The sequence below is a fragment of the Pseudomonas sp. PAMC 29040 genome, from assembly GCF_003994535.1.
In the GTDB taxonomy this organism is placed as follows: domain Bacteria; phylum Pseudomonadota; class Gammaproteobacteria; order Pseudomonadales; family Pseudomonadaceae; genus Aquipseudomonas; species Aquipseudomonas paraversuta.
The window spans coordinates 342,369-368,617 of the sequence record NZ_RZAA01000004.1 but is presented as its reverse complement, the minus strand read 5'-3'; the positions used below and the strand labels follow the sequence as shown (position 1 = coordinate 368,617).

The following is a 26,249-nucleotide window of genomic DNA, read 5'->3' as shown; positions in this document are numbered from 1 at the left end:
ATTTATAGAAAAGCCCCCCGTCAGAGTCCTGTTAAGTGGGGTTCGCAGGCGCGGGGCTTTTTTGTATGATGGCCGACCCGCGCGCATCAGGCGCCGATTGAGGTTGAGCATGCAGGCCGTAGAAGTGAAGAGCTTTCTTGAAGGAAAGCTGCCTGGAACCCAGGTAGAAGTTGAGGGCGAAGGCTGCAACTTTCAGCTGAACGTGATTAGTGACGAACTGGTGGCCTTGAGCCCGGTTAAGCGTCAACAAAGCATCTATGCCCATTTGAACCCTTGGATTGCTGATGGCAGTATCCACGCGGTCACTATGAAATTCTTCAGCAGCGCGGCCTGGGCCGAGCGCACCTGAGCCCCCTGAGCCCATTGGCGTCGAGATTGTTATGGATAAATTGATTATTACCGGTGGTGCTCGTCTTGATGGCGAAATCCGCATTTCCGGGGCGAAAAACTCCGCTCTGCCAATTCTTGCTGCAACCCTGCTGTGCGATGGCCCGGTTACCGTTGCCAACTTGCCGCACTTGCACGACATCACCACCATGATCGAGTTGTTCGGTCGCATGGGCATCGAGCCTGTGATCGATGAAAAACTCAGCGTCGAAATCAACCCGAATACCATCAAAACCCTGGTGGCTCCGTACGAACTGGTTAAAACCATGCGTGCGTCGATCCTGGTACTGGGCCCGATGGTTGCCCGTTTTGGCTACGCTGAAGTTGCGTTGCCAGGCGGTTGCGCAATCGGTTCGCGTCCGGTCGACCTGCACATCCGTGGCCTTGAAGCCATGGGCGCAGAAATCGATGTCGAAGGCGGTTACATCAAAGCCAAGGCGCCAGAAGGCGGCTTGCGCGGTGCCAACTTCTTCTTCGATACCGTCAGCGTAACCGGTACCGAGAACATCATGATGGCCGCCGCACTGGCCAAGGGCCGCAGCGTTCTGCAGAACTCTGCCCGCGAGCCTGAAGTCGTCGACCTGGCCAACTTCCTGAACGCCATGGGCGCCAAGGTCAGCGGTGCAGGTACCGACACCATCACCATTGATGGCGTTGAGAAGCTGCACCCGACCACTTACAAAGTAATGCCGGACCGTATCGAAACCGGTACTTACCTGGTGGCTGCTGCAGTGACCGGTGGCCGGGTCAAGGTCAAGGACACTGATCCGACCATCCTCGAAGCAGTACTTGAAAAACTCAAGGAAGCTGGCGCCGAGATCACCACCGGTGAAGACTGGATCGAGCTGAACATGCACGGCAAGCGCCCGAAAGCGGTGAACGTGCGTACTGCACCGTACCCGGCGTTCCCGACCGACATGCAGGCGCAGTTCATTTCGCTTAACGCCATTGCCGAAGGCACGGGTGCGGTGATCGAGACCATCTTCGAAAACCGCTTCATGCACGTATACGAACTGCATCGCATGGGCGCCAAGATCCAGGTCGAAGGCAACACGGCCATCGTCACCGGTACCGAAACCCTCAAAGGCGCGCCAGTCATGGCGACCGACCTGCGGGCTTCGGCCAGCCTGGTGATCTCGGCGCTGGTCGCCGAAGGTGACACTCTGATCGATCGCATCTACCACATAGATCGCGGCTACGAGTGCATCGAAGAAAAACTGCAAATGCTGGGTGCCAAAATCCGCCGCGTTCCGGGCTAGTTTCTGGTATTTGGCATCATGGGCACAGGGATGGTGTCCAGCCGCCAGGTGACGTAACGGCTTGCAAGCGTTACCTTACCCGGCCTCGAATCGTTCAAGTCGAGCCTGATTATCAGGCTCGATGCATGTCCGGCACCGCTTGTGTCCGGACATAAGTACCCTGATAAGGACTTACGTTTCCCATGTTGACCATTGCACTGTCCAAGGGCCGTATCCTTGACGACACCCTGCCGCTTCTGGCTGAAGCAGGTATTGTGCCGACCGAGAATCCGGACAAAAGCCGCAAGCTGATCATCCCGACCTCCCAGCCCGACGTCCGCCTGCTGATCGTCCGCGCCACTGACGTGCCGACCTATGTAGAGCATGGCGCGGCCGACCTCGGTGTGGCCGGTAAAGACGTGTTGATGGAGTACGGTGGCCAGGGCCTCTACGAGCCGCTGGACCTGCAGATTGCCCAGTGCAAACTGATGACTGCCGGTGCCATCGGGGCTGCCGAGCCCAAAGGCCGGCTGCGCGTAGCAACCAAGTTCGTCAATGTCGCCAAGCGTTACTACGCCGAACAAGGCCGTCAGGTCGACATCATCAAGCTCTATGGCTCGATGGAGCTGGCCCCGCTGATTGGCCTGGCCGACAAGATCATCGACGTGGTCGATACCGGTAACACCTTGCGTGCCAATGGCCTGGAACCCCAGGAATTCATTGCCGCCATCAGCTCCCGTCTGGTGGTCAACAAGGCTTCGATGAAGATGCAGCACGCCCGTATTCAAGCCCTGATCGACACCCTGCGCAAAGCAGTGGAGTCGCGACACCGCGGCTGACTCACCTGCGCGGCCCGGGGTCTGTACCCTGAAGTCGCGCCCATCCATCCGTGTAAAAGCCAGAAATCTCAGGTACCCGCGCGGATGGCTTGGTAGTCTTGCGGTGCCTGTGCTGTGCAAAACCATAAACTCTAAGCATTCGCCAATTTCCGAGGCCCTCGCTATGACCGCTCCCACTGCAATTCGCCGACTCAACGCTGCTGACCCGGACTTCGCGCAGCATCTGGATCATCTGCTGAGCTGGGAAAGTGTGTCTGACGACTCGGTCAACCAGCGTGTGCTCGACATCATCAAAGCCGTACGCGAACGCGGCGACGCCGCACTGGTTGAGTTTACCCAGCGTTTTGACGGGCTGAGCGTCAAGTCGATGGCGGACTTGATTCTGCCGCGCGAACGCCTTGAGCTGGCATTGACCCGCATCACGGCCCCTCAGCGTGAAGCGCTGGAAAAAGCCGCGCAACGGGTTCGCAGCTACCACGAAAAACAGAAGCAGGAATCCTGGAGCTACACCGAAGCCGACGGCACGGTGCTGGGCCAGAAAGTCACGCCACTGGATCGTGCCGGCCTGTACGTACCGGGCGGCAAGGCGTCGTACCCGTCGTCGGTATTGATGAACGCGATTCCGGCCAAGGTGGCAGGCGTCACCGAAGTGGTGATGGTCGTGCCGACGCCCCGTGGCGAACTCAATGAACTGGTACTGGCAGCTGCCTGTATCGCCGGTGTCGACCGGGTGTTCACCATCGGCGGCGCCCAGGCGGTTGCGGCATTGGCCTACGGCACCGAAAGCGTGCCAAAAGTCGACAAGGTGGTCGGCCCCGGCAACATCTACGTTGCCACTGCCAAGCGCCACGTGTTCGGTCAGGTCGGCATCGACATGATCGCCGGCCCTTCGGAGATCCTGGTGGTGTGCGATGGCCAGACGGATCCGGACTGGATCGCCATGGACCTGTTCTCCCAGGCCGAGCATGACGAAGACGCGCAAGCGATTCTGGTCAGCCCCGACGCCGAGTTCCTCGACAAGGTGGCGGCCAGCATCGCCAAACTGCTGCCAACCATGGAGCGGGCCGAGATCATCAACACTTCGATCAATGGTCGTGGTGCGCTGATTCTGGTCAATGACATGCAGCAAGCCATAGACGTAGCCAACCGCATCGCCCCGGAGCACCTTGAGTTGTCGGTTGCCGACCCGCAAGCCTGGCTGCCGCAGATCCGCCACGCCGGTGCGATCTTTATGGGCCGTCACACCTCCGAGGCGCTGGGCGACTATTGCGCCGGTCCCAACCACGTATTGCCTACGTCCGGTACCGCGCGTTTCTCTTCGCCCCTGGGTGTGTATGACTTCCAGAAGCGCTCCTCGATCATCTTCTGCTCCGAGCAGGGCGCTTCCGATCTGGGCAAGACGGCCTCGATTCTCGCCCGTGGAGAATCACTGACCGGCCACGCCCGTAGTGCCGAATACCGGATCATTGCTGACAGCGAACAGGGGCAATAAGCATGAGTAAATTCTGGAGTCCGTTCGTTAAAGAACTGGTGCCTTACGTGCCGGGCGAACAACCCAAGCTGGCCAGACTGGTCAAGCTCAACACCAATGAAAACCCCTATGGCCCTTCGCCAAAAGCGCTGACAGCGATGCAGGCGCAGATAAACGACAATCTGCGCCTGTACCCGGACCCGAACAGTGACCTGCTCAAACAGGCGGTTGCCGAGTATTACGGCGTGCAGACCGGCCAGGTGTTTGTGGGTAACGGCTCTGACGAAGTGCTGGCCCATGTTTTCAACGGTTTGTTTCAGCACGACAAGCCGCTGCTGTTCCCGGACATCAGCTACAGCTTCTATCCGGTTTACTGCGGCCTGTATGGCATAGAGTTCGACGCGGTACCGCTGGATCAACAGTTCCAGATCCAGCCTGCGGATTACGCCAGGCCCAATGGCGGCATCATCTTCCCCAACCCCAATGCTCCGACCGGCTGCCTGCTGGCACTGGATGCTATTGAGCAAATACTCAAGGCCAGCCCGGATTCCGTGGTGGTCGTGGATGAGGCCTATATCGACTTTGGCGGCGAGACGGCCATCAGCCTGGTCGACCGCTACCCGAACCTGCTGGTGACGCAAACCCTGTCCAAGTCCCGCTCGCTGGCCGGTTTGCGTGTAGGGCTGGCGGTGGGGCATCCCGACCTGATCGAGGCGCTGGAGCGGATCAAAAACAGCTTCAACTCCTACCCGCTGGATCGCATGGCGATTGCCGGTGCGGCGGCGGCGTTCGAAGACCGTGAGTATTTCGAGCACACCTGCAAAGTCGTGATCGACAGTCGCGAGCAAGTGGTCGGGCAGCTACAGGCGCTGGGGTTCGAAGTGCTGCCATCGGCGGCGAACTTCATCTTCGCCCGTCACCCGGAACATGATGCGGCCGCGCTGGCGGCAAAATTGCGGGGGCAGGGGGTGATAGTGCGTCACTTCAAGCAACTGCGCATCGCCCAGTTCTTGCGCATCACTATCGGCACGCCGGAGCAGAATGCGGCGTTGATTGAAGGCTTGTCCGACCTGTAAACCTGCTCTCCTGCTCGCGAGTTTTTAAAAGATCGCGAGCAGGGTCGCTCCTGCAGGTTATTCCTCTTGCTGCGGCGGCTGCTCTTGCGGTGGACGCAGGCCAACCTCGGCGGTGAGCTTGATCTCTTTGCCATTGCGCATGACGACTATCGACACCTTGTCCGAAGGCTTGATGCGCGCCACTTGATTCATTGAGCGGCGGCCGTCGCTGGCCGGTGCACCGTCAATGCTCAAGATCACATCGCCCAGTTGCAGGCCGGCTTTCTGCGCCGGGCCGTCACGGAAAATCCCCGCCACCACAATCCCCGTGCGTCCGGCCAGGCCAAAGGACTCGGCCAGCTCAGCAGTCAACGGCTGCACCTCAATCCCCAGCCAGCCCCGAATCACTTGCCCGTGTTCGATGATCGACTTCATGACTTCCATCGCCAGGTTGATCGGGATCGCAAAGCCTATGCCTTGTGAACCGCCGGACTTGGAGAAGATTGCAGTGTTGATGCCGGTCAGGTTGCCATTGGCATCCACCAGTGCACCACCGGAGTTGCCGGGGTTGATCGCGGCGTCCGTCTGAATGAAGTCTTCATAGTTATTCAGCCCCAACTGATTGCGGCCGGTGGCACTGATGATGCCCATGGTAGTGGTCTGGCCGACCCCGAACGGGTTACCGATCGCCAGGGCGATGTCACCAATGCGCAGGGTGTCCGAGCGGCCGATGGTGATCGCCGGCAAGTTTTTCAAATCGATCTTGAGAACCGCCAGGTCTGTTTCCGGATCGCTGCCAATCACCCGGGCCAATGTTTCGCGGCCGTCCTTGAGTGCCACCACAATCTGGTCGGCGCCCGTTACCACGTGGTTGTTGGTCAGCAAATAGCCCTCGGGGCTCATGATGACCGCCGAACCCAGGCTGGACTCCATGCGTTTTTGCTTGGGCGCGTTATTGCCGAAGAAGTGCCGGAACTGCGGATCTTCGAACAGGGGCTTGGCGTTTTTGTTCACCACCTTGGTGGTGTACAGGTTGGCCACAGCGGGCGCCGCGCGGGTCACGGCGTCGGCATAGGTGACCGGGCCCTGCTGCACGTAAGTGGTTTGCGGGGCCTGCTGCAGATTGACGTCCTGGCTCGGCAACCCGACCCACTGCGGGTAGCGCTGAATAATCAGCATGGCGACAAGCACGCCCGCCAGTAGTGGCCAGCCGGAATAACGCAAAGCCTTAAACATTGAACTCAGTCCTGAAGGTTGCAGAGCCATCTTGACGGCCCATAATGGCGGCCATTATACGAGGGCCGAACGCCTCTGAACGCTATATTTAGGAGTCTTTTATGGCTGTTGCCCTGAGCACACTGGTAGAAGAAGCAAATCGTTACCTGAACTGCGCTGCAATCAGCGATTACTGCCCCAACGGGCTGCAGGTCGAGGGCCGGCCACAGGTGCTGCGAATCGTCAGCGGCGTGACCGCCAGCCAGGCGTTGCTGGATGCGGCAGTCGAGGCCCAGGCCGATCTGGTGCTGGTGCACCACGGTTACTTCTGGAAGGGCGAAGACCCCTGCATCACCGGGATGAAGCAGCGCCGCCTCAAAACCTTGCTCAAACACGATATCAGCCTGCTGGCGTATCACCTGCCCCTCGACCTGCACCCCGAAGTTGGCAATAACGTGCAACTGGCGCGGCAGCTGGACATCACTGTTGAAGGGCCGCTGGACCCGAACAACGCCAAAGTGGTGGGGCTGGTGGGTTCTTTGGCCGAGCCGGTGACGGCCCGTGATTTTGCCCGCCGCGTGCAAGAAGCCCTGGGCCGTGAGCCGTTGCTGATTGAAGGCAGTGCAATGATTCGCCGCGTAGGCTGGTGTACCGGTGGCGGTCAGGGTTACATCGATCAGGCGGTACTGGCCGGGGTTGATCTGTACCTGAGCGGCGAAGCGTCGGAGCAAACTTTCCACAGTGCCCGGGAAAACGACATCAGTTTCATTGCTGCCGGCCATCACGCCACCGAGCGTTATGGTGTGCAAGCCCTGGGGGACTACCTGGCCCGCCGCTTTGCGCTTGAACATTTGTTCATCGACTGTCCGAACCCGATTTAACCCTTATGCCCTCTGGGGGAGCAGCCGGTCGGCACTCGATTGCCCGCGAGCCTTCAAGATCAAAACATCGCGAGGCAAGCTCGCTCCAACAGAGGTAAAGAGGCAAACTCGTCGATCTATTCTTAGACCGTTTCGATCTAGTTGGCGCCCTCAATAGAAGAGAGCGCTGTGCTAGGATTCTCCCCTCGAACACGGCCCGCAGGCCGTTCATAAGATAGCTTTCGTGAGTAGCCATGGTCGACAAACTGACGCACCTGAAACAGCTGGAGGCGGAAAGCATCCACATCATCCGCGAGGTGGCAGCCGAGTTCGATAACCCGGTGATGCTGTACTCGATCGGTAAAGATTCTGCCGTGATGTTGCACCTTGCACGCAAGGCGTTTTTCCCTGGCAAGCTGCCGTTTCCGGTGATGCATGTCGACACCCAGTGGAAATTCCAGGAGATGTACCGCTTTCGCGACAAGATGGTTGCCGAGCTGGGCCTGGACCTGATCACTCACGTCAACCCGGACGGCGTGGCGCAAGGGATCAACCCCTTCACCCACGGCAGCGCCAAGCACACCGATATCATGAAGACCGAGGGTCTCAAGCAGGCGCTGGACAAATACGGTTTTGATGCCGCCTTTGGTGGCGCGCGCCGCGACGAAGAAAAGTCCCGTGCCAAAGAGCGCGTGTACTCTTTCCGCGACAGCAAGCACCGCTGGGATCCGAAAAACCAGCGCCCCGAGTTGTGGAACGTTTACAACGGCAACGTCAACAAGGGCGAATCGATTCGCGTGTTCCCGTTGTCGAACTGGACCGAACTCGATATCTGGCAGTACATCTATCTCGAAGGCATTCCTATTGTGCCCCTGTACTTCGCGGCCGAACGCGATGTGATCGAGAAGAACGGCACCCTGATCATGATCGACGACGAGCGCATCCTTGAGCACCTGTCTGACGAAGACAAGGCTCGCATCGTCAAGAAAAAGGTCCGTTTCCGTACGCTTGGCTGCTACCCGCTGACCGGCGCGGTGGAGTCCGAGGCTGAAACCCTGACCGACATCATCCAGGAAATGCTCCTGACCCGAACTTCCGAGCGCCAGGGCCGAGTCATCGATCACGATGGTGCCGGCTCGATGGAAGATAAAAAACGTCAGGGTTATTTCTAAGGGGTTGTCATGTCGCATGTATCTGATTTGATCAGCGAGGACATCCTCGCCTACCTGGGCCAGCACGAGCGCAAAGAGATGTTGCGCTTTCTGACCTGCGGCAACGTCGACGACGGCAAGAGCACCCTCATCGGGCGCCTGCTGCACGACTCCAAGATGATCTACGAAGATCACCTGGAAGCCATCACCCGTGACTCGAAAAAGAGCGGCACCACCGGTGACGACATCGACCTGGCGCTGCTGGTGGACGGTCTGCAAGCCGAGCGCGAGCAGGGCATCACCATTGACGTGGCGTACCGTTATTTCTCGACCGCCAAGCGTAAATTCATCATTGCCGACACCCCGGGCCATGAGCAGTACACCCGCAACATGGCCACCGGTGCTTCGACCTGTGACCTGGCGATCATTCTGGTGGATGCCCGTTACGGCGTGCAGACCCAGACCCGTCGCCACAGCTTCATCGCTTCGTTGCTGGGCATCAAACACATCGTGGTGGCCATCAACAAGATGGACCTCAAGGACTTCGATCAGGGTGTTTTCGAGTCGATCAAGGCCGATTACCTGAAGTTCGCCGAAGGCTTGCAGATGAAGCCCACCAGCATGCACTTTGTGCCGATGTCTGCCCTCAAGGGCGACAACGTGGTGAACAAAAGCGAGCGCTCGCCGTGGTACACCGGCCAGTCGCTGATGGAAATTCTTGAGACCGTTGAAGTGGCGGCCGATCGCAACCTCACCGACCTGCGCTTCCCGGTGCAGTACGTGAACCGTCCCAACCTGAACTTCCGTGGCTTTGCCGGTACGCTGGCCAGCGGCATCGTGCGCAAGGGCGACGAAATTGTGGTGCTGCCGTCGGGCAAGAGCAGCCGGGTCAAATCCATCGTCACCTTTGAAGGTGAACTGGAACACGCCGGTCCGGGTCAGGCGGTGACGCTGACCATGGAAGACGAGATCGACATCTCCCGTGGCGACCTGTTGGTGCATGCCGACAACCAGCCGCTGGTGACCGACAACTTTGAGGCCATGCTGGTGTGGATGGCTGAAGAGCCGATGTTGCCGGGCAAGAAATACGACATCAAGCGTGCCACCAGCTATGTGCCGGGTTCGATCGCCAGCATCGTCAACAAGGTCGATGTAAACACCCTGGAAGAAGGCCCGGCCAGTGCCTTGCAGCTGAACGAGATCGGTAAGGTCAGGATCAGCCTCGATGCACCGATTGCGCTGGATGGCTATGCCAGCAACCGCACCACGGGCTCATTCATTATTATCGATCGCCTGACCAACGGCACCGTCGGCGCGGGCATGATTGTCGCCCAGCCGCAGAGCCATGGCAGCGCGACCCATCATGGTGAACTGGCCCATGTGACCACCGAGGAGCGGGCCCAGCGTTTTGGCCAGCAACCGGCCACCGTGCTGTTCAGCGGTCTCTCCGGGGCGGGCAAAAGCACCCTGGCCTACGCCGTTGAGCGCAAGCTGTTCGATATGGGGCGTGCAGTGTTCGTACTGGATGGCCAGAACCTGCGCCACGACCTGAACAAGGGCTTGCCCCAGGATCGTGCCGGGCGTACCGAGAACTGGCGTCGTGCTGCCCATGTGGCGCGTCAGTTCAACGAAGCCGGTTTGTTGACCCTGGCCGCGTTCGTGGCTCCGGATGCCCTGGGCCGTGAAGAGTCCAAGGCACTGATCGGTGATGATCGCCTGCTGACCGTCTATGTGCAGGCATCTCCGGCCGTATGTGCCGAGCGTGACCCGCAAGGGCTGTATGCAGCCGGTGGCGATAACATCCCGGGAGAATCTTTCCCGTATGACGTGCCGTTGAATGCCGATCTGGTGGTCAATACGCAATCGCTGTCGCTGGATGAAAGTGTGAAGCTGGTACTGGAGCTGTTGCGCAAACACGGCGCTATCTAAGCCGTACGAAAAAGCCCGCCACCGAGTACTCGGTGGCGGGCTTTTTTATGCGCGTGTATTTCCCCTCTGCAGGAGCGAGCTTGCTCGCGATCTATTTCGGGCACGCGAGCATGGGGATAGCTCAGGCGCCGGGGTATTTGCGATGCAACTCGTCCAGCAGCCGGTCCTTGTTTTCCCACAAGGTATTGATCCAGCTCTGAAACGCCCGCTTGTACTCAGGGTCCTGGTCGTAGTTTTTACCGATAAACCCGGCCGGGATTCTCAGCTCTTCGAAATCCACCACCACCTCCCGCACGTTGCCGCACAGCAGATCCCAATAACCCGGTCTGCCGCCTGGGTAGTGGATCGTCACGTTGATGATCGATTGCAGCTGTTCGCCCATCGCATCCAGGACAAAGGCAATGCCGCCGGCCTTGGGCTTGAGCAGGTAGCGAAACGGGGAGTTCTGCTGCGCGTGTTTGGCCTCGGTAAAGCGTGTGCCTTCAACGAAATTGAAAATCGCTACCGACTGGTTTTTAAACTTGGCGCAGGTTTTACGGGTGGTGGCCAGGTCCGCGCCTTTTTTCTCCGGGTGTTTGTCCAGGTAAGCCTTGGTGTAGCGCTTCATGAACGGGAAGCCCAGAGCCCACCACGCCAGACCGATCACCGGGACCCAGATCAGCTCCTGCTTGAGGAAGAACTTGAGCGGACGAATACGTTTGTTGAGCACGTACTGCAGCACCATGATGTCAACCCAGCTCTGGTGGTTGCTGGTGATCAGGTAGGAGTGCTGGTAGTCCAGCCCCTCAAGGCCTTCGATGTGCCAGCGGGTCTTGCGCAGTAAATCCATCCAGCGCGAATTGTTGCTGATCCAGGCTTCGTGGATCCGGCGCATCAACTCGTCGGTCACACGCTGCGCCGCCGGGAATGGCAGGCACAGCTTGAAAATGGCAACTACGAACAGCGGCGTGCAACACAGGATAGTGTTGATCGCCAGTAGCAATGAAGCGATGACGCCGCGTAACGGCGCAGGCAGGAAATCCAGCATTTACACATCCATAGGTCGGTTGGCGGCTTGAATCGCCGTGAGGGCGATGGTGTAGACAATGTCGTCGACTTGCGCGCCGCGAGGCAGATCATTTACCGGTTTGCGCAGACCTTGCAGCATAGGCCCAAGGCTGACGCAATCGGCGCTGCGCTGTACCGCCTTGTGCGTGGTGTTGCCGGTGTTCAGGTCCGGGAACACAAAGACCGTCGCCCGGCCCGCCACTTTGCTGTCGGGGGCCAGTTGTCTGGCGACCGCTTCATTGGCAGCGGCGTCATATTGCAGAGGCCCGTCGATCAGCAACGAATGCTGGGCCTCATGGGCCAGCAGGGTGGCTTCGCGTACTTTTTCGACCTCTTCGCCACTGGCCGATTCGCCGCTGGAGTAGCTGATCATTGCCACCCGCGGGGTGATGCCGAAGGCGGCGGCCGAGTCGGCGCTTTGCAAGGCAATTTCGGCCAGTTCACTGGCGGACGGATGCGGGTTCATCACGCAGTCGCCATATACCAGCACTTGTTCGGGAAACAGCATGAAGAACACCGATGACACCAGGGTGCAGCCAGGTGCCGTCTTGATCAGTTGCAGGGCCGGGCGGATGGTGTTGGCGGTCGAGTGAATAACCCCGGAAACCAGCCCGTCCACTTCGTCCAGGGCCAGCATCATGGTGCCGATCACCACGGTGTCCTCCAGCTGTTGCTCGGCCATCGGCGCATTGATGCTTTTGGTTTTACGCAGCGCCACCATCGGTTCGACGTAACGCCCGCGAATCAGGTCCGGGTCCAGAATCTCCAGCCCTTCAGGCAGCTCGAAACCGTGGGCCTTGGCCACTGCCAGAACCTCTTCAGGTTTGGCCAGCAATACGCAGCGGGCAATTCCGCGGGCATGGCAAATGGCAGCCGCCTGCACGGTCAATGGCTCGCTGCCCTCGGGCAGGACGATGCGCTTGTTGGCTTGCTGGGCCCGCTGGATCAGTTGATAGCGGAACACCGCCGGGGTCAGGCGCATTTCCCGCGGGGTGCCGCAGCGTTGATGCAGCCAGTTGGCGTCCAGATGGCCGGCAACAAAATCGGTGATGATTTGCGCGCGCTCGCGGTCATCAATCGGGATTTCCTTGTTCAGCTGGTTGAGCTGGTTCGCCGTGTCATAGGATCCTGTACTCACTGACAGCACCGGCAGCCCGGCCTGCAGCGCGCCACGGCACAGTTCCATAAGGCGCGGGTCGGGCTTGGTGTCGCTGGTCAGCAGCAGACCGGCCAGCGGCACGCCATTCATGGCCGCCAGGCTGACAGCCAGAATAATGTCATCGCGATCGCCGGGGGTAACCACCAGCACCCCGGGTTTGAGCAGTTGCAAGGTGTTGAGTACGGTGCGGGCGCACAGAATGATTTTCGACATGCGCCGGGTTTCGTAGTCCCCGGCATTCAGCACCTGGGCACCCAGCAGGTCGGCCACGTCGCGGGTGCGTGGCGCGTTGAGTTCGGGTTGGTAAGGAATGCAGCCCAGCAGTCTGAAATCGCCACTGCGCAGCAACGGCGAGTGCTCTTTGAGGCGCGCCGAAAAAACTTCCATGCTTTCGTCGGTGCGCACCTTGTTGAGGATCACGCCGAGCACTTTCGGATCTTTGGGGCCACCAAACAACTGTGCCTGCAATTCAACCCGGCCGGAGAGCTCGGTCAGCACTTCGTTTTCCGGGGCCGACACCAGGATCACCTCGGCATCCAGGCTCTTGGCCAGGTGCAGGTTGACCCGTGCGGCGTAACTGGCGGTGCGGGTGGGCACCATGCCCTCAACGATCAGTACATCTTTACCAATGGCTGCTTCTTGATAAAGGCTGATGATTTCTTCGAGCAGTTCATCCAGTTGGCCGTCACCCAGCATGCGTTCCACATGGGCCAGCCCCAAAGGGGTTGGCGGCTTGAGACCGTGGGTGCGGGCGATCAGTTCGGTCGAGCGCTCAGGGCCGATATCACCCGGATGCGGCTGGGCAATCGGCTTGAAAAAGCCGACTTTCAACCCCGCGCGCTCCAGCGTGCGAACCAGTCCGAGGCTAATAGATGTCAGGCCCACACCGAAATCAGTGGGGGCAATAAAGAAAGTTTGCATGCGAGCTTCCTGACGTGGCAGTGCAGGGCAGCGTCCGATGTGCGGGACGGGTGCCTGAATCAATTGCCAAGATTAGCGCTATCTGCGTCTTGAGCACACCAGCCACAGGTAAAGGGCTGACCTATTTTTTTCTGGCGTTGCTGCGGGTCAAGGACCCAGGGCCTGGATTGCCAGGGTGGCTGGTGACGAAGGTGCTGGGTATGGCCACATGACAACACTGCGACCCAGTGCTGCTCTTCATCTTGACGCCAGCCAATGATCGTTGAAGTTTTCAAAGTTATCCGTTGGTCTTTGTTGTATTCGCTTTCGGGCGATTGCTTGGTTAGACTTGCGAACTCACTTATTTTTTTGCAAAAGGTCTCGCCCCATGACGATCGCCGCCAACAAGGCTGTCTCCATCGAATATACCCTGACCAACGACGATGGTGATGTCATCGATAGCTCTGCCGGCGGTGCACCGCTGGTTTACCTGCAAGGCGCAGGTAACATCATTCCGGGTCTGGAAAAGGCGCTTGACGGCAAGGCCGTTGGTGAAGAACTGACAGTGACCGTTGAACCTGAAGACGCTTACGGCGAGTACTCTGCCGAACTGGTCAGCACCTTGAGCGCCAGCATGTTCGAAGGCGTAGACACACTGGAAGTGGGCATGCAGTTCCACGCTTCCGCGCCGGACGGCCAGATGCAGATCGTGACTATCCGTGATCTGGACGGTGACGACGTAACTGTAGACGGCAACCACCCGTTGGCAGGCCAGCGCCTGACCTTCAAGGTCAAGGTTGTTGCTGTACGTGACGCGAGCGAAGAAGAAGTTGCTCACGGTCACGTGCACGGTGAAGGCGGTCATCAGCACTGATCACTGCTGCTACGCTCAATTGCGAGCTAGCCAGAAAAAGGCGCCTACGGGCGCCTTTTTGCTTTTTGAAGAATATGGCAATCGGCACTTCAGGCGATTGTTTATACATGGCCCGGGAATTCAGGAGTTTGTCATGAGCGCTTTTCACGAACTTAATCTCCACGCACTGGACGGCAAGCCGCTGCTCCTGGAAACCTTCAAAGACCAGGTTGTGCTGGTGGTGAACGTTGCCTCGAAATGTGGATTGACCCCGCAATATGCCGCGCTGGAAAACCTTTATCAGCAGTACAAGGCCAGGGGCTTCAGGGTGCTGGGGGTGCCCTGCAACCAGTTCGCCGGGCAAGAACCGGGCACTGAAGAGCAAATCCGCGAATTTTGCAGCCTGAACTATGGCGTGACTTTCGAACTGAGCGCCAAGCTGGACGTAAACGGTCCGGAGCGTCATCAGCTGTATCGCTTGCTGGCCGGCGAAGGGGCAGAGTTCCCGGGTGACATCAGCTGGAACTTCGAGAAATTTCTGGTGGGGCCGGACGGCCGCGTGCTCGAACGCTTTTCACCGCGTACCGCACCGGACGATGCGACGGTTATTCAGGCGATTGAAAAAGCCCTGTCTTAAACCGGCACTTCGACGGCGCCGGTGCAGCCCCGGGCAGCCCGCAGCAAATGGCCTTCGAACTGCTCGATGATGCCCTGCCAGCTTTGACGGCTGGCATGCCGGCGGGCATTGAGACGAATGGTGCGCAGGGTTTCCGGGTCTTCGAGCAGCCAGCAGGCGGCTTCAAGCCAGGCATACTCATCACCCGGCATGGCCAGCACGCCGTTATAGCCATGGCGAATATGCTGGCCGGCAGCGGCCTCGTCATAGGCCACGACCCCCAGCCCCGAGGCCTGGGCTTCAAGCACCACGTTGCCAAAGGTCTCGGAAAGGCTTGGAAATAAAAACACATCTGCGCTGGCGTAATGGTTGGCCAGGGCTTCTGCGCACTGCACCCCGCAAAAAACCGCCTCGGGCAACGATGCCTCGAGAGCAGCCCGCTTTTGTCCGTCACCGACCACAATCAACTTGAAGCGCCGTGCCGGATAGCGTGCTTGCAATGCGTCAAGGCAACGTTTGAGGGCTCCGAGGTTTTTTTCCGGTGCCAGGCGCCCGACATGTAGCAGCGCAATATCGTTTTCCCTCAGGCCCCAACTTTGGCGCAAAGACATTTGTCGTCTGGACGGACTGAACAGCTGACTGTCGACGCCGCGGGCGAGTAACTCCAGCCGCTCGAAATGTCTGCGCGTCAGTTCCAGGCGCTGGCTGGCACTGGGCACCAGGGTCAGGCTGGAGCGGTTATGGAACCAGCGCAGATAGCGGGTCAGGGCGCGGCTGAAGAAGGTCAAACCATATTGGTTGAAGTACTGTTGAAAGTTGGTGTGAAAACCGCTGACCACCGCGATGCCCAGGCGTCGGGCAACACGCAATGCACACAATCCCAATGGCCCTTCAGTCGCGATGTACACCACATCCGGGCGCTGCTGCTGCCAGCGTCTGGTCAGCCTGTGGGTCGACGTCATGCCCCATTGCAGACCCGGATACCCCGGCAAAGGCCAGCCCCGACATAGCATCAGCGTCGGGGTACTGCGCTGGTTGGCATCCTCAGTCTGGCGCGGGCGCACCACTTCCACGAGATGATTGCGCGCACGCAAGCCGTCACTCAAATGGCTGAGGGTATTGGCCACTCCATTGATTTCGGGCGAGAAGGTTTCAGTGATCAGGGCTATGTGCAGGGCTGTTGTCATGACCTCAGTGTCAGGTACAGCCATGTCGACAATATGTCAGCGCCATGTTGGATTTATGACGCGGGCAAAAATAATAGCTGCAGGTGCCTCGCGTCAGAGCATTGCGAGGCCCCTGCAGTGATCAGGCTCTGGTTCTGGCCAGTGCTTCGTCGCCCCGCTCACGCACCCAGAACAGTGTCGCGCCTGCGACAGCGGCCGGCATCATCAGAATGTTGACCACCGGAATCAGCAGCACCAGATACACGATCCCGCCAAAGCTCAGGCTCTGCCAGCGCTTTTCACGCAGCCAGGCGAGCATCTCATTCCACCCAAGCTTGTGGTTGTCCGCCGGGTAGTCGATGTACTGGATGGCCATCATCCAGACCCCGAAAATCAGCCACAGGGGCGCGGCTACCAAATTGAGCACCGGAATAAACGACAGGATCAGCAGCGCAATCGCCCGCGGCAGAAAATAGCCCAGCTTGCGCATTTCACGGGCCAGGGTGCGTGGCACCATGGCGATCAGTTCGCCCCAGCTAAAAGGCGGCGAGTTATCCACCCCGCGCACCACAGCTTCGACTTTTTCCGAGAGAAAACCGTTGAAAGGGGCAGCAATGATATTGGCGAGCATGGTGAAGGTGAAAAACACCATCAACGCCACCAGCACCACGAACAGCGGCCACAATAAATAGTTGAGGAAGCTGAGCCAGTGGGGCAGCGACGGCATCAGGGCATCGACCCACAGGCTGAACTGGTGCCCGGCGAAATAAATCAGCCCGACGAACAGCACCAGATTGATCAGCAGTGGCAACAGCACGAACAGGCGCAGGCCAGGGCTGAGGACCAACTTGAGGCCTTCACGCAAGTACTGTGGGCCAGAGAGAACGGGTGCGGGCATAGTGTGCTCCGAGCAGTGGAAAACCGGGCGACCTTAACGGCTTTATCTGTAGGGCGAAAGTCTTGCGTAAGAATCGACAATTGCTGTAACAAAGACGTCCAGGCATCTATTTGACTACATAGAGACCAGCTATGAGCTGGATTGTTATTGCGTATTTCCTTACTCTCTGCGGCCTCTATACGCTGCACCTATATTTTTCAGGATCTGCGTGTTTCAGGCGTTGCCTGAGCAGGTTTGCGATTTCTTTTTATTCCAGCCGGTCAATCGGCGTTCCGACCCGGTTTCGACACGGGCGGTCATAGGAGTGAGTCATGTCTGAAGTACGTCATTCGCGTGTGATTATTCTGGGTTCCGGCCCTGCCGGTTACAGCGCCGCGGTCTACGCGGCCCGCGCCAACCTCAAACCACTGCTGATCACGGGCATGCAGGCTGGCGGTCAACTGACCACCACCACCGAAGTCGATAACTGGCCGGGGGATGTTCATGGCCTGACCGGTCCGGTCTTGATGGAACGCATGCGCGAACACGCCGAGCGTTTTGAAACCGAGATCGTGTTTGATCATATCAACGCCGTTGATCTGAAAAACAAACCGTTCAGCCTTACCGGCGACAGCGGTGTTTACACCTGCGATGCGTTGATCATTGCAACAGGCGCCAGCGCCCGTTACCTGGGTCTGCCGTCTGAAGAAGCGTTCATGGGCAAAGGCGTTTCCGCCTGTGCCACCTGTGACGGTTTCTTCTACCGCAACAAGCCTGTGGCTGTGGTTGGCGGTGGCAACACCGCTGTTGAAGAGGCGCTGTACCTGGCCAACATCGCCAGCAAGGTGACTCTGGTTCACCGTCGCGAAACATTCCGCGCCGAGAAGATCCTGATCGACAAGCTGCACGCACGTGTGGCTGAAGGCAAGATCGAGCTCAAGCTCAACGCCACCCTGGACGAAGTGCTGGGTGACAACATGGGTGTGACCGGTGCGCGCCTGAAAAACAACGATGGCAGCTTTGACGAGCTGAAAGTCGACGGCGTCTTCATTGCCATCGGCCACACGCCGAACACCTCGTTGTTTGAAGGCCAGCTGGAACTCAAGGATGGCTACATGGTTGTGCAGGGCGGCCGTGAAGGCAACGCTACTGCCACCAGCATCGAAGGTGTGTTTGCGGCCGGCGACGTGGCTGACCACGTCTACCGTCAGGCCATCACTTCGGCAGGTGCAGGCTGCATGGCTGCACTGGACGCCGAGCGCTACCTGGATGGCCTGCAGAACGCGCAGTTCTGACAGTTTGCGACATAAAAAAACCGGCTTCGGCCGGTTTTTTTGTGTGCGGCAAATTGTAGGAGCGAGCTTGCTCGCGAGATTTTCAGAGCAGCAAAGAAGAGCTCGCGAGCAAGCTCGCTCCTACAGGGTCAACGGCGGGGCGGTGAATTCAACCCCGGCCAGACCATGGGCGATCAACCCGCGGATGTTGCTGTGGTCCGTGCCGTCCGGAGTCGCCACCACCGAGCGATAGTGCTCGCCGAAAGCCAGCAGTGCTTCTTTATCGCTCAGGCCTTCCAGCAGGGCCAGACCCAGTGTTTTGCACGAGCCCTCATTCTGCCCGGCCGCGTTCTCTACACCACCATTGGTGAAGGCTTGTGGCTGGTAATCGTAGTGCGCTGCGATAAACGCCAGGGTATCGGCGAACAGGTGCTCGCCGCTGTTGAGGCTGGCGCGCAGGGTATTCAAATCAGTCATGCTTTTTTCCTGTAGCGAAGGCCGCAGCCTGTTCGGCGCTGGCTTCTTTCTGGTATTGGGATTTCCACTCGGCATAAGGCATGCCGTACACCACTTCACGGGCGTCATCGAGGCTGAGGTCGATCTGACGCTCGTCCGCCGCTGCCTTGTACCACTTGGACAGGCAATTACGGCAAAAACCCGAGAGGTTCATCAGGTCAATGTTCTGCACGTCCTTGCGGCTGTCCAGGTGCGCAACCAGGCGACGAAAGGCGGCGGCTTCGAGTTCAAGGCGTTCTTGGGGCGTCATGGGATTCACCGACATTTAAAGGGTGGGTGCCTGGCGGCTTGCCGCCAGCGTAATTGAAACCGATTCGGCGAAGCGCAACGCGTGCGGCTTGTCGACTTCGACTTCGGCGTACAGAACGGCGCCATTGGCCATGACCAGATCCAGCAGTTCCTGGGTCAGACGCTCAAGCAGGGCGAAGCGGTTGTCTTCGACATGCTGGATCACCGCTTTGGTGATGGTCCGGTAATTGAGGGCGTGATCGATATCGTTGTCACGCACGGCTTGCTGGGCGGCATAGAGGATGGTGAGGTTGATCAATACATCCTGCTTGTTGAGGATTTCTTCCTCGTTGATCCCGATGTACGTGCGCAGACACAGGTCTTTGACGCGGATGCGGGCCATTCCTGGCTGAAGTTGTGGCATTAAGACTTGCTCCGTCCTATCAATTGCAGGAACTCCATGCGGGTGCTGGATTCGCGAAATGCGCCGAGCATGACCGAGGTGTTCATGGTTGAGTTCTGTTTTTCTACGCCGCGCATCATCATGCACATGTGCCGGGCTTCAATCACCACTGCAACACCGGCGGCCTGGGTAATGTCCTGAATGGCATCGGCGATTTCCCGGGTCAGGTTTTCCTGGATTTGCAGGCGGCGGGCGAACATGTCGACGATGCGGGCAATTTTCGACAGGCCCAGCACTTTGCCGGTCGGGATATAGGCCACATGCGCCTTGCCAATGAACGGCAGCAAATGATGCTCGCACAGCGAATACAGCTCGATGTCGGAGACGATCACCATTTCATCGCTGTCCGAGGCAAACAGGGCGCCATTGACGATGGTTTCAACGCTTTGTTCGTAACCATGACACAGGTACTGCATGGCTTTTGCTGCGCGTTCGGGGGTGTCGAGCAAGCCTTCGCGGTCAGGGTTTTCACCGAGACCGATGAGGATCTCGCGATATTGCTCAGGCAGTGTTGCGCTCATGAAGTACTTCCTCGGGGACGGCTATTTGAGATGCCGGCCGCCATTGACGGTCAAGGTGGTGCCGGTCACATACGGGTTATCCAGCAGGTAGCGCAGGCTCTGATAAATCACCTCGGCGCCGGGTTCAATCCCCAGCGCCGACTTGGCCAGGGTGCTGGCGCGGTACGCCGCGTCATCGTCCGGGTTGAACATCAGCAAGGCCGGGGCAATGCCGTTGACTTTGATGCGTGGCGCCAGTTTAGCGGCGAATGACAGGGTCAGGCTGTCGAGCCCGGCCTTGGTCGCGCAATAGGCAATATGCTTGCTGCTGCCCTTGCGGGTGACATCGTCGCTGATATGCACAATGTCCGCCGGAGTCGAGCGCTCCAGCAGTTCAGTGCAGTGCAGGTTGATCAGGTAGGGGGCGAGCATGTGCACGCTGAACATTTGCGTGAAGGCCGCGGTCTGGTCGTCGACGGTATCCACAAGCCAGGCCGAGGCATTATGGACGATGGCCCGCAGCGAGTCAGTGTGGCTTTTCAGGCGCTGGATAAAATCGAGAATACCTTCTTCGTTTGAAAAGTCGGCAAACAGCGTCGTGGCGCCCAGTTCGCGCAAGGCTTGTACGCCGGGTTTTTCACTGCGGTAGGTGATGATCACCCCATGACCGTCCGCCAGCAGTTGCCTGGCGCAATGCAAACCAATGCGCTGGCCAGCGCCAGTGATCAGAATCGGTGCAGAAGGAGAGGGCATGACGGACTCGGTGAGGTAAGGCCGGAAACTGTCGCGGCGTAGTAGCAAAACTATACCAGCGTCCGCGACGTAACGGCCAAGCCCGAATCCGGGTTTAGCTGCGATGGGATGCGATTGCGCCGGCCGGCGGCTTGTTTGGAAGGCTGTGAAGCCAGTTGGCCAGCAAGTGGGTTGAGAGTGGAATAAACCAGAACACCATCAGCGGGGTCAGGGCCAGGGTGCTGACAAATATGCGTGGCAGCAAACTCAGCTCGCCCAGCAGCGGGCCCAGTACAAAGTTGAACAGCAGTGACACCGGAAAGAAAGCCAGCCAGATGGCCACCGCTTGCTTCCAGCGGGGCGGGCGCTGACCGGTGGCACCGAACCAGCCATCGATACCCTTCACGCGGCGCTCTGAAGGATGGGCAAACAGGTCACTGCCACGCAGCAACCAGGCCTTGCGCGAGACCGAGTGTTCCCAGGCGTGGAGGGTGGCTTCGTCGGCAAAGCGGAAAATGATCTGAAACTCGTCATCGCCCGCAGGCGGGGCCAGAACGCCGGAGCCCAGGTAGCCGGGAAAGTCTGTGGCCAATTGTTCACCCTCATGCAGCCAGGCGATCAATTCCTGATAGCGGCCTTCAGCGACACGGCGTGCAACCAGCAAGGTGACAGGAGTGGTAGACATTGTGTATCTCCAGAAGGCTGATGCTGCCCGGGTAGGGCAGCCACAAAACACAGCACCGGGGTGGTGGGCCGTGTTCTGGAAAACAAGCAAGGATTGTTCCTCCTGAGCTCTTTTGCGCCGGTTTGTATCGCTGACAAGTCTGATCCCGCAAAGCATCGTGAAAATCCCGGCCCCTGTTTGAGCACCAGATGACGCGATGAGGCGTAGAATCCCCTGCATATCCTCTTGGTCCTTGCCCTCCAATGCCCGTGATTACTGAACTTGAGCCCGTAGCGTTATCTGCCGATTGCCCTGAACAGCAAGGCTTGTATCCGATCAGGGAAGTCGCGCGGCTCACAGGCATCAACCCGGTGACCCTGCGCGCCTGGGAGCGGCGCTACGGTCTGATCCAGCCAACGCGCACCATAAGCGGGCATCGTCTGTACTCCGTGACCGATATTGAGACAGTGCGCCGGGTCATGGGCTGGCTGGAGCGCGGGGTGGCCGTCAGCAAAGTCGCGCAGTTACTGGCCAACGACTCTGCACATGAGCGCCCGCAGCCTGTCGCCAATGAGCACCGTGAATGGCAATGCCGTGCAGGGGCTGCGCTGAGTGCATTCAACGAGCCCGAGCTGGAACGCCTGTACGGGCAGATTTATTCCGGTTACCCGGCAGAAACCGTTTTCCAGGATATTTTTCTGCCGCTGTGGCAGCAACTGCTCAGGGGGCGGGATGAGTTCGGCCGTACCAGTGAATGGCTGATGCTGGACGGGTTCCTGCGCGCACGGGTACAGCACCGGCTGCAGATGCAGGCGGCACAAGCCGCACAGTGTGTGGTGATGGTTGCAGTGCCGGAGCTGTGTCATGAGCTGGAGCTGCTGGTCGCCGGCTTGCTCCTGAGCCGCCACGATCGGGTGGTCAGGGTGTTGGCGACAGGGCAGCCACTGGACGAGCTTGCGCTGATTTGCGAGAAGATCAGGCCCCAGGCCGTTGTGCTGTTTGCTCAGCGTACCCTGGGCGCCGCGCACCATCGGCGGCTGACGCGGTTGGCGCCCAGCCTGAACTGTCCGCTGTTTTTGGCAGGTGAGGCTGTGCACACGGCGCAAGAGGCGCTGCAGGGAACATCGGTTGTCTGTTTGGGGCGCCAGGCTGCTGGGGTGAGTCAGCAGCTGGATGCTGAACTCAAGGGGCGCTGAGGGCTATGAGCTGTGAAATGCCGGATGCGCCAGACGATGCTGTTGCAGGATGAACTGGCGCAGACGCTCGGTCTGGCCTTTATCGTGCTGGCCAAGCCGGTAGGCATACAGGCCTGATTCGGTCTTGCGCTCCAGCGTGCCGCGTACGGCGATCCGTTCATAGCCCACGGGGCTGAACCATTGGGCAAACTGACGCGGTGGCTGACTGTTGTTGCGCACCTCTACCAGCAGTCCCTTGAACGATACCTGGGTGACCCACAGGTTTCCGGGTCTGGCCCGAATATTCTCCAGTGCCACCGGTTCTTCCAGGGTCAGGCGCCACGGGCGGCCAAGGGGCCCGTCTTCAAAAATGCTCGGCGCTCCCAGCTGCAAATGCTGTGCATGGAACTCGTCTTCCACCAGGCTTAACGGAAAGCTCATTTGCTGGTCGGCAAATTGCGCCTGGATCGTGACTTGTTCATGGGCGGCCAGGCGGGTGAGCAGATCACGTATTTGCGAGACCCCTTTAACCGTGAGGCTCGACGAAGCGTCCCGCTGATTGAGCTGCGGGTTCTGATGCATCGTCTGGATAAAATCCAACTCGTCCTGAGTCAGAAGGGTCTCGTGGGACATTATCTGGCTCGTAAATTAGCGTTACAAATCAGCGCAGGTGAGACTAAGACCCTCAATTCTGTGTTTTGTTAACTCCGTTCGTCGCCTTGAGCGCCTGGAGTTCGGCTTTTACCCCGGCCAGTTCGGCTTCCAGTTGCGCAACCCGCTGTTGGGCTTTGACCTGGGCCGTGACATCTTTTTGCACGCCAATAAAATAGGTGAGCTGATCGTTCTCGTTAAACACGGGGGTGATCGACAGCTCGTTCCAGAAATGCGCACCATCCTTGCGATAGTTGCGCAGTATCTGGCGAGTCGGCTGGCCGCTGGCGATGGCATCGCGGATCAATTGCAGGCCGGTTTGATCGCGGTCACCGGCCTGCAAAAAGCGACAGTCCTGATACAAAATATCGTCGCTGCTGTAACCGGTGAGCGTTTCAAACGCCTTGTTCACGTAAATCAGAATGTTGTCTTCGCCTTCCTGTTCGGCAATCACAATGCCGTCCTGGGACGCGTCCACCATGCGTTGCAACAAGCGGGAAGTAATCATCGTGGGGTTCTCCGGAGGGGCGGCAAAGTGCTGGCATTTTAAGCCGGTCGCAGGTGCAGTCTACGTGCCATCACCGAAAGCTGCGCCTCACCTGCTAATATCCCGGACTTTTAGTCAGTTACAGGATCAGATTGATGAAAGTCGCCATCCTTTCCGGCTCGGTGTACGGCACCGCAGAAGAAGTCGCCCGCAACGCCAGACAACTGCTGACCGATGCCGGCTTTGAGGTTTTGCTCAATCCTCGCGCCCGCCTGGCAGATATTCAGGCCTTCGCTCCTGAAGCCTTTTTGGCCGTCACCTCGACCACGGGCATGGGCGAGCTGCCCGACAACCTGATGCCGTTGTACTGCGAGATCCGTGATCTGCTGCCGGCCGCCTGGCGTGGCTTGCCCGGTGCCGTGATCGCCCTCGGTGATGAAAGTTATGGCGACACTTTCTGCGGCGGCGGCGAGCAAATCCGTGAGCTGTTCGCAGAGCTGGGGCTGCGCGAGGTGCAGCCCATGCTGCGCCTGGACTCCAGCGTCACCGTTACCCCGGAAGAGGACGCCGAGCCCTGGCTGCAGGACTTGATCAAGGCACTGACGCAATAACCGGCCGCTCGCGCAGCAGCTCCAGCCAGGCTTGGGCTGCCCGCGACAAATAAGCCCCGTCGCGCCAGATAAAGGCGATATCCCAGCGCAGGTAATCCGGCGCGATCAGCTTCAAACGCACGACCCCCGGCCGTACCAGAGCCCGGGCCACCACGCTGGGCAGCAGCACCACGCCTTGTCCGGCGGCCACCAGCGCCACTAAAAAATCCGATTGCCCGCTGCGGCCACCTTCTTTGGGTGTGAAGCCCGATTGATGGCACGCCTGCAGCAAACGCTCGTTGAGCATGAAGCTGCGCTGGTAGAGCAAAAACGGTGTATCGGCCAATTGCTCCAGACGCACGCTGCCGTCCTGTGCAAGCGGATGATCCTCCGGCAGCAGCGCATCCAGCGGTTCATCGCAAAACGGTTGATAGCCGAACAGCGGGTTTTTCGGGGTCAGACTGCCGCCCAGCTCCAGTTCTCCGCTCATCACCGCCTGCTCAATATGCATGCTGCCGCCTTCGAGCAGTTGCACCTGAATATTGGGGTAACGCCGCCGGTACTCGGCAAACAGGCTGGCGAACAAGGTATTACTGCCCAGTAGCGGCAGCCCTACCCGTAACTCGCCCCGGGTTAACTGGCTCAAGTCGTCCAGCTCGCTGAGCAGCTCATTGTGCAGGCGCAGCATGCCTTCTGCGCGCTGCAGCACCACATTTCCCGCCGCCGTCAGGCGCACCTGCGAACCCAGGCGATCGAACAGTGGCGTGCCAAGGTTCTGCTCAAGTTGCGCCACCTGTTTACTCACCGCTGACTGGCTGATATGCAGCAGATGGGCGGCCTGGGTAAACCCGCCCTGACGCGCCACTTCAACGAATGTGCGCAGTTGTTTGAATTCCATGTGCGTGATTCCGTTTTGGAATAGCTTCCAGTCTAACAATTCGTTTTAGGGATGGAAGGCCTGTCTTTAAACTGAAGTCCAGTCTGCACTGGAACCCATATGAAACGCTTCGATGTAAAACGCTTTGCCCGTCTGGTCAGTGAGGTGGCGGTATTGCTGGCCATTTATTTTCTCGGCTGTCAGATCGCGGCGTGGTGGCACCTGCCAATACCCGGCGGGGTGATTGGCATGGCCTTGCTGCTGCTGGCATTTGCCCTGGGGCTGATCAACCCGGCGACCCTGCAATTGGGTGCCGGGGTATTGATGGCCGAAATGTTGCTGTTCTTCATTCCGGCGCTGATGAGCCTGCTCGACTACGGCGCACTGGTACGCGATGACGGATGGCGGATATTGCTGGTGATCGGGGTCAGCACCTTGTTGGTCATGGTGGTGACCGCCTTTACCGTCGAAGCCGTATGCCGCTGGAGATTGCGCCATGAAGTTTGAATGGATGCCTGTGTTCTGGCTGATCCTCACCCTCGGGGCCTACGGTCTGAGCCGCTGGCTGTACCGGCGCACCGGGCGCTATCTGCTGTCGCCGCTGATTCTGGTGCCTGCCCTGTTGCTCGCAGTGGCCGTACCGCTACACACCGCCTATGCCGAGTACTCAAGCGATACCCATTGGTTGATGCTGGTATTGGGCCCGGTGACAGTGGCCTTCGCCGTGCCGATCTGGCAGCAGCGCAAGTTGCTGGCGCGGCATTGGGTCGCCTTGTTGCTGGGGATGCTGGCGGGGAGTGTGGCCTCCATTGGCAGCTCATTCTGGCTGGCCAGGGCACTGGCGCTCGACACATCGCTGACCATGTCTTTGGTGCCCCGTTCCATCACCACGCCGTTCGCCATGCCCCTGGCCCAACACCTGGGCGGAGTCCCCGAACTGACTGCGGTGTTCGTAATGTTTACCGGTGTATTTGGCGCACTGCTGGGGGGGATTCTGCTCAAGTGGCTACCGCTGCGCAGCAGTCTGGCGCGGGGTGCCCTGTTCGGCATCGGGGCCCACGGAGCGGGGGTCAGCCGCGCCCGCGAGGTCGGCAGTGAAGAGGGGTCAGTGGCGGGGCTGGTCATGGTCCTCACCGGGATCCTCAACCTGTTTGCGGCGCCATTGCTGATGCTGCTGCTTTGAACCGCGGCAAATTCCGGGCATAAAAAAGGCCGCTGAAGGACAGCGGCCAACGAAGACGTTCATCAAGGAGCAACAAATCAACGTCAGGGTAAATCTGGGGGAGAGTCGAGTTGACTCAATCCGTGTGACCGGCAGCCGTGCCGGAA

29 protein-coding genes and 1 pseudogene are annotated in these 26,249 nt (G+C 59.1%); 15 read left to right on the top strand and 15 right to left on the bottom strand.

All coding sequences use genetic code 11. The features are described 5' to 3' along the window. Positions 1 to 109: 109 nt before the first annotated feature. From WG29040_RS09475 to hisC, 5 genes are all read left to right on the top strand, one after another. Positions 110 to 349, top strand: a complete 240-nt coding sequence (locus WG29040_RS09475; protein WP_003439919.1) for a BolA family protein — start codon at positions 110 to 112, stop codon at positions 347 to 349. A 31-nt stretch (positions 350 to 380) separates the two neighbouring features. Further along, positions 381 to 1,646, top strand: coding sequence for a UDP-N-acetylglucosamine 1-carboxyvinyltransferase (gene murA, locus WG29040_RS09470; protein ID WP_003439921.1), 1,266 nt, complete (start codon positions 381 to 383; stop codon positions 1,644 to 1,646). Positions 1,647 to 1,828: 182 nt separating this feature from the next. Further along, positions 1,829 to 2,464: an ATP phosphoribosyltransferase gene (hisG, locus tag WG29040_RS09465; protein WP_003439923.1), complete on the top strand. Its 636-nt coding sequence runs from the start codon at positions 1,829 to 1,831 to the stop codon at positions 2,462 to 2,464. Between the two features lie 163 nt (positions 2,465 to 2,627). Then, on the top strand, positions 2,628 to 3,956 hold the full coding sequence (gene hisD / locus WG29040_RS09460) for a histidinol dehydrogenase (protein WP_003439925.1): 1,329 nt from the start codon (positions 2,628 to 2,630) through the stop codon (positions 3,954 to 3,956). A 2-nt stretch (positions 3,957 to 3,958) separates the two neighbouring features. Then, the gene (hisC, locus tag WG29040_RS09455; RefSeq protein ID WP_127196057.1) at positions 3,959 to 5,011 is read left to right on the top strand and encodes a histidinol-phosphate transaminase; all 1,053 of its coding nucleotides are present in this window, start codon (positions 3,959 to 3,961) and stop codon (positions 5,009 to 5,011) included. A 57-nt stretch (positions 5,012 to 5,068) separates the two neighbouring features. Here the strand turns inward: hisC and algW are convergent, their stop codons facing one another. Then, positions 5,069 to 6,226 carry a Do family serine endopeptidase AlgW gene (gene algW, locus WG29040_RS09450; RefSeq protein WP_003439928.1) on the bottom strand — a complete coding sequence of 386 codons (1,158 nt, stop codon included), beginning with the start codon at positions 6,224 to 6,226 and terminating at the stop codon, positions 5,069 to 5,071. Between the two features lie 101 nt (positions 6,227 to 6,327). Between algW and WG29040_RS09445 the strand changes: the two genes are divergently transcribed. From WG29040_RS09445 to cysN, 3 genes are all read left to right on the top strand, one after another. Beyond that, complete coding sequence (locus WG29040_RS09445) at positions 6,328 to 7,086, top strand: Nif3-like dinuclear metal center hexameric protein (RefSeq protein WP_127196056.1); 759 nt, start codon at positions 6,328 to 6,330, stop codon at positions 7,084 to 7,086. A 233-nt stretch (positions 7,087 to 7,319) separates the two neighbouring features. Next, the gene (gene cysD / locus WG29040_RS09440; protein WP_003439932.1) at positions 7,320 to 8,237 is read left to right on the top strand and encodes a sulfate adenylyltransferase subunit CysD; all 918 of its coding nucleotides are present in this window, start codon (positions 7,320 to 7,322) and stop codon (positions 8,235 to 8,237) included. Positions 8,238 to 8,246: 9 nt separating this feature from the next. Beyond that, on the top strand, positions 8,247 to 10,145 hold the full coding sequence (gene cysN / locus WG29040_RS09435) for a sulfate adenylyltransferase subunit CysN (RefSeq protein ID WP_003439933.1): 1,899 nt from the start codon (positions 8,247 to 8,249) through the stop codon (positions 10,143 to 10,145). 121 nt (positions 10,146 to 10,266) lie between these two features. Here cysN and WG29040_RS09430 read toward each other — a convergent pair whose 3' ends face one another. From WG29040_RS09430 to WG29040_RS09420, 3 genes and pseudogenes are all read right to left on the bottom strand, one after another. Then, the gene (locus WG29040_RS09430; RefSeq protein WP_127196055.1) at positions 10,267 to 11,172 is read right to left on the bottom strand and encodes an acyltransferase; all 906 of its coding nucleotides are present in this window, start codon (positions 11,170 to 11,172) and stop codon (positions 10,267 to 10,269) included. Next, positions 11,173 to 13,272 (bottom strand): phosphate acetyltransferase, encoded by a 2,100-nt coding sequence (gene pta / locus WG29040_RS09425; protein ID WP_003439937.1) that lies wholly within the window; start codon positions 13,270 to 13,272, stop codon positions 11,173 to 11,175. It lies immediately after the preceding gene. Between the two features lie 59 nt (positions 13,273 to 13,331). Then, positions 13,332 to 13,641, bottom strand: a pseudogene (locus WG29040_RS09420) (DUF3565 domain-containing protein). Here WG29040_RS09420 and WG29040_RS09415 point away from each other — a divergent pair. Beyond that, complete coding sequence (locus WG29040_RS09415) at positions 13,640 to 14,125, top strand: peptidylprolyl isomerase (protein WP_003439940.1); 486 nt, start codon at positions 13,640 to 13,642, stop codon at positions 14,123 to 14,125. The pseudogene WG29040_RS09420 and the gene WG29040_RS09415 sit on opposite strands and share 2 nt — an antisense overlap. Positions 14,126 to 14,258: 133 nt before the next feature. After that, positions 14,259 to 14,741: a glutathione peroxidase gene (locus WG29040_RS09410; RefSeq protein ID WP_003439942.1), complete on the top strand. Its 483-nt coding sequence runs from the start codon at positions 14,259 to 14,261 to the stop codon at positions 14,739 to 14,741. Here WG29040_RS09410 and WG29040_RS09405 read toward each other — a convergent pair. Together WG29040_RS09405 and cysZ are read right to left on the bottom strand one after the other, a co-directional pair. After that, entirely contained in the window at positions 14,738 to 15,931 is a 1,194-nt protein-coding gene (locus WG29040_RS09405) for a glycosyltransferase family 1 protein (RefSeq protein WP_037001364.1), read from the bottom strand. The genes WG29040_RS09410 and WG29040_RS09405 overlap by 4 nt on opposite strands. Positions 15,932 to 16,028: 97 nt before the next feature. Beyond that, on the bottom strand, positions 16,029 to 16,784 hold the full coding sequence (gene cysZ / locus WG29040_RS09400) for a sulfate transporter CysZ (protein WP_003439947.1): 756 nt from the start codon (positions 16,782 to 16,784) through the stop codon (positions 16,029 to 16,031). Between the two features lie 311 nt (positions 16,785 to 17,095). Here cysZ and trxB point away from each other — a divergent pair, with 311 nt between their 5' ends. After that, entirely contained in the window at positions 17,096 to 18,058 is a 963-nt protein-coding gene (gene trxB, locus WG29040_RS09390) for a thioredoxin-disulfide reductase (protein ID WP_003439949.1), read from the top strand. A gap of 120 nt (positions 18,059 to 18,178) precedes the next feature. Here trxB and WG29040_RS09385 read toward each other — a convergent pair whose 3' ends face one another. From WG29040_RS09385 to WG29040_RS09360, 6 genes are all read right to left on the bottom strand, one after another. Beyond that, entirely contained in the window at positions 18,179 to 18,514 is a 336-nt protein-coding gene (locus WG29040_RS09385) for a HopJ type III effector protein (protein WP_010656030.1), read from the bottom strand. After that, positions 18,507 to 18,803, bottom strand: a complete 297-nt coding sequence (locus WG29040_RS09380; RefSeq protein WP_003439952.1) for a DUF1244 domain-containing protein — start codon at positions 18,801 to 18,803, stop codon at positions 18,507 to 18,509. The genes WG29040_RS09385 and WG29040_RS09380 overlap by 8 nt, the downstream gene beginning before the upstream one ends. Positions 18,804 to 18,818: 15 nt before the next feature. Beyond that, complete coding sequence (gene folX, locus WG29040_RS09375; protein ID WP_003439954.1) at positions 18,819 to 19,205, bottom strand: dihydroneopterin triphosphate 2'-epimerase; 387 nt, start codon at positions 19,203 to 19,205, stop codon at positions 18,819 to 18,821. Beyond that, positions 19,205 to 19,765, bottom strand: coding sequence for a GTP cyclohydrolase I FolE (folE, locus tag WG29040_RS09370; RefSeq protein ID WP_003439956.1), 561 nt, complete (start codon positions 19,763 to 19,765; stop codon positions 19,205 to 19,207). Before folE ends, folX begins: the two co-directional genes overlap by 1 nt. A gap of 21 nt (positions 19,766 to 19,786) precedes the next feature. Further along, positions 19,787 to 20,497: a dihydromonapterin reductase gene (folM, locus tag WG29040_RS09365; RefSeq protein ID WP_003439958.1), complete on the bottom strand. Its 711-nt coding sequence runs from the start codon at positions 20,495 to 20,497 to the stop codon at positions 19,787 to 19,789. Between the two features lie 94 nt (positions 20,498 to 20,591). After that, the gene (locus tag WG29040_RS09360; RefSeq protein WP_127196054.1) at positions 20,592 to 21,161 is read right to left on the bottom strand and encodes an antibiotic biosynthesis monooxygenase; all 570 of its coding nucleotides are present in this window, start codon (positions 21,159 to 21,161) and stop codon (positions 20,592 to 20,594) included. Between the two features lie 242 nt (positions 21,162 to 21,403). Here WG29040_RS09360 and WG29040_RS09355 point away from each other — a divergent pair, with 242 nt between their 5' ends. Further along, positions 21,404 to 22,336 (top strand): MerR family transcriptional regulator, encoded by a 933-nt coding sequence (locus tag WG29040_RS09355; protein ID WP_010656028.1) that lies wholly within the window; start codon positions 21,404 to 21,406, stop codon positions 22,334 to 22,336. A 3-nt stretch (positions 22,337 to 22,339) separates the two neighbouring features. Here WG29040_RS09355 and WG29040_RS09350 read toward each other — a convergent pair whose 3' ends face one another. Together WG29040_RS09350 and WG29040_RS09345 are read right to left on the bottom strand one after the other, a co-directional pair. Beyond that, positions 22,340 to 22,948 (bottom strand): hypothetical protein, encoded by a 609-nt coding sequence (locus WG29040_RS09350; RefSeq protein ID WP_003439965.1) that lies wholly within the window; start codon positions 22,946 to 22,948, stop codon positions 22,340 to 22,342. 52 nt (positions 22,949 to 23,000) lie between these two features. Next, complete coding sequence (locus tag WG29040_RS09345; protein WP_127196053.1) at positions 23,001 to 23,474, bottom strand: PAS domain-containing protein; 474 nt, start codon at positions 23,472 to 23,474, stop codon at positions 23,001 to 23,003. A gap of 134 nt (positions 23,475 to 23,608) precedes the next feature. On the opposite strand from WG29040_RS09345, the gene WG29040_RS09340 reads away from it, so the two are divergent. After that, a complete protein-coding gene (locus tag WG29040_RS09340; RefSeq protein ID WP_003439968.1) occupies positions 23,609 to 24,064 on the top strand; it encodes a flavodoxin in 456 nt (151 codons plus the stop codon). Here the strand turns inward: WG29040_RS09340 and WG29040_RS09335 are convergent. Then, on the bottom strand, positions 24,045 to 24,941 hold the full coding sequence (locus tag WG29040_RS09335; protein WP_003439970.1) for a LysR family transcriptional regulator: 897 nt from the start codon (positions 24,939 to 24,941) through the stop codon (positions 24,045 to 24,047). The two genes, WG29040_RS09340 and WG29040_RS09335, sit on opposite strands and share 20 nt — an antisense overlap. Positions 24,942 to 25,040: 99 nt before the next feature. Between WG29040_RS09335 and WG29040_RS09330 the strand changes: the two genes are divergently transcribed. Continuing rightward, positions 25,041 to 25,427, top strand: coding sequence for a CidA/LrgA family protein (locus tag WG29040_RS09330; protein WP_060781830.1), 387 nt, complete (start codon positions 25,041 to 25,043; stop codon positions 25,425 to 25,427). Continuing rightward, positions 25,417 to 26,103, top strand: coding sequence for an LrgB family protein (locus WG29040_RS09325; RefSeq protein WP_003439976.1), 687 nt, complete (start codon positions 25,417 to 25,419; stop codon positions 26,101 to 26,103). Before WG29040_RS09330 ends, WG29040_RS09325 begins: the two co-directional genes overlap by 11 nt. Positions 26,104 to 26,249 lie beyond the last annotated feature (146 nt).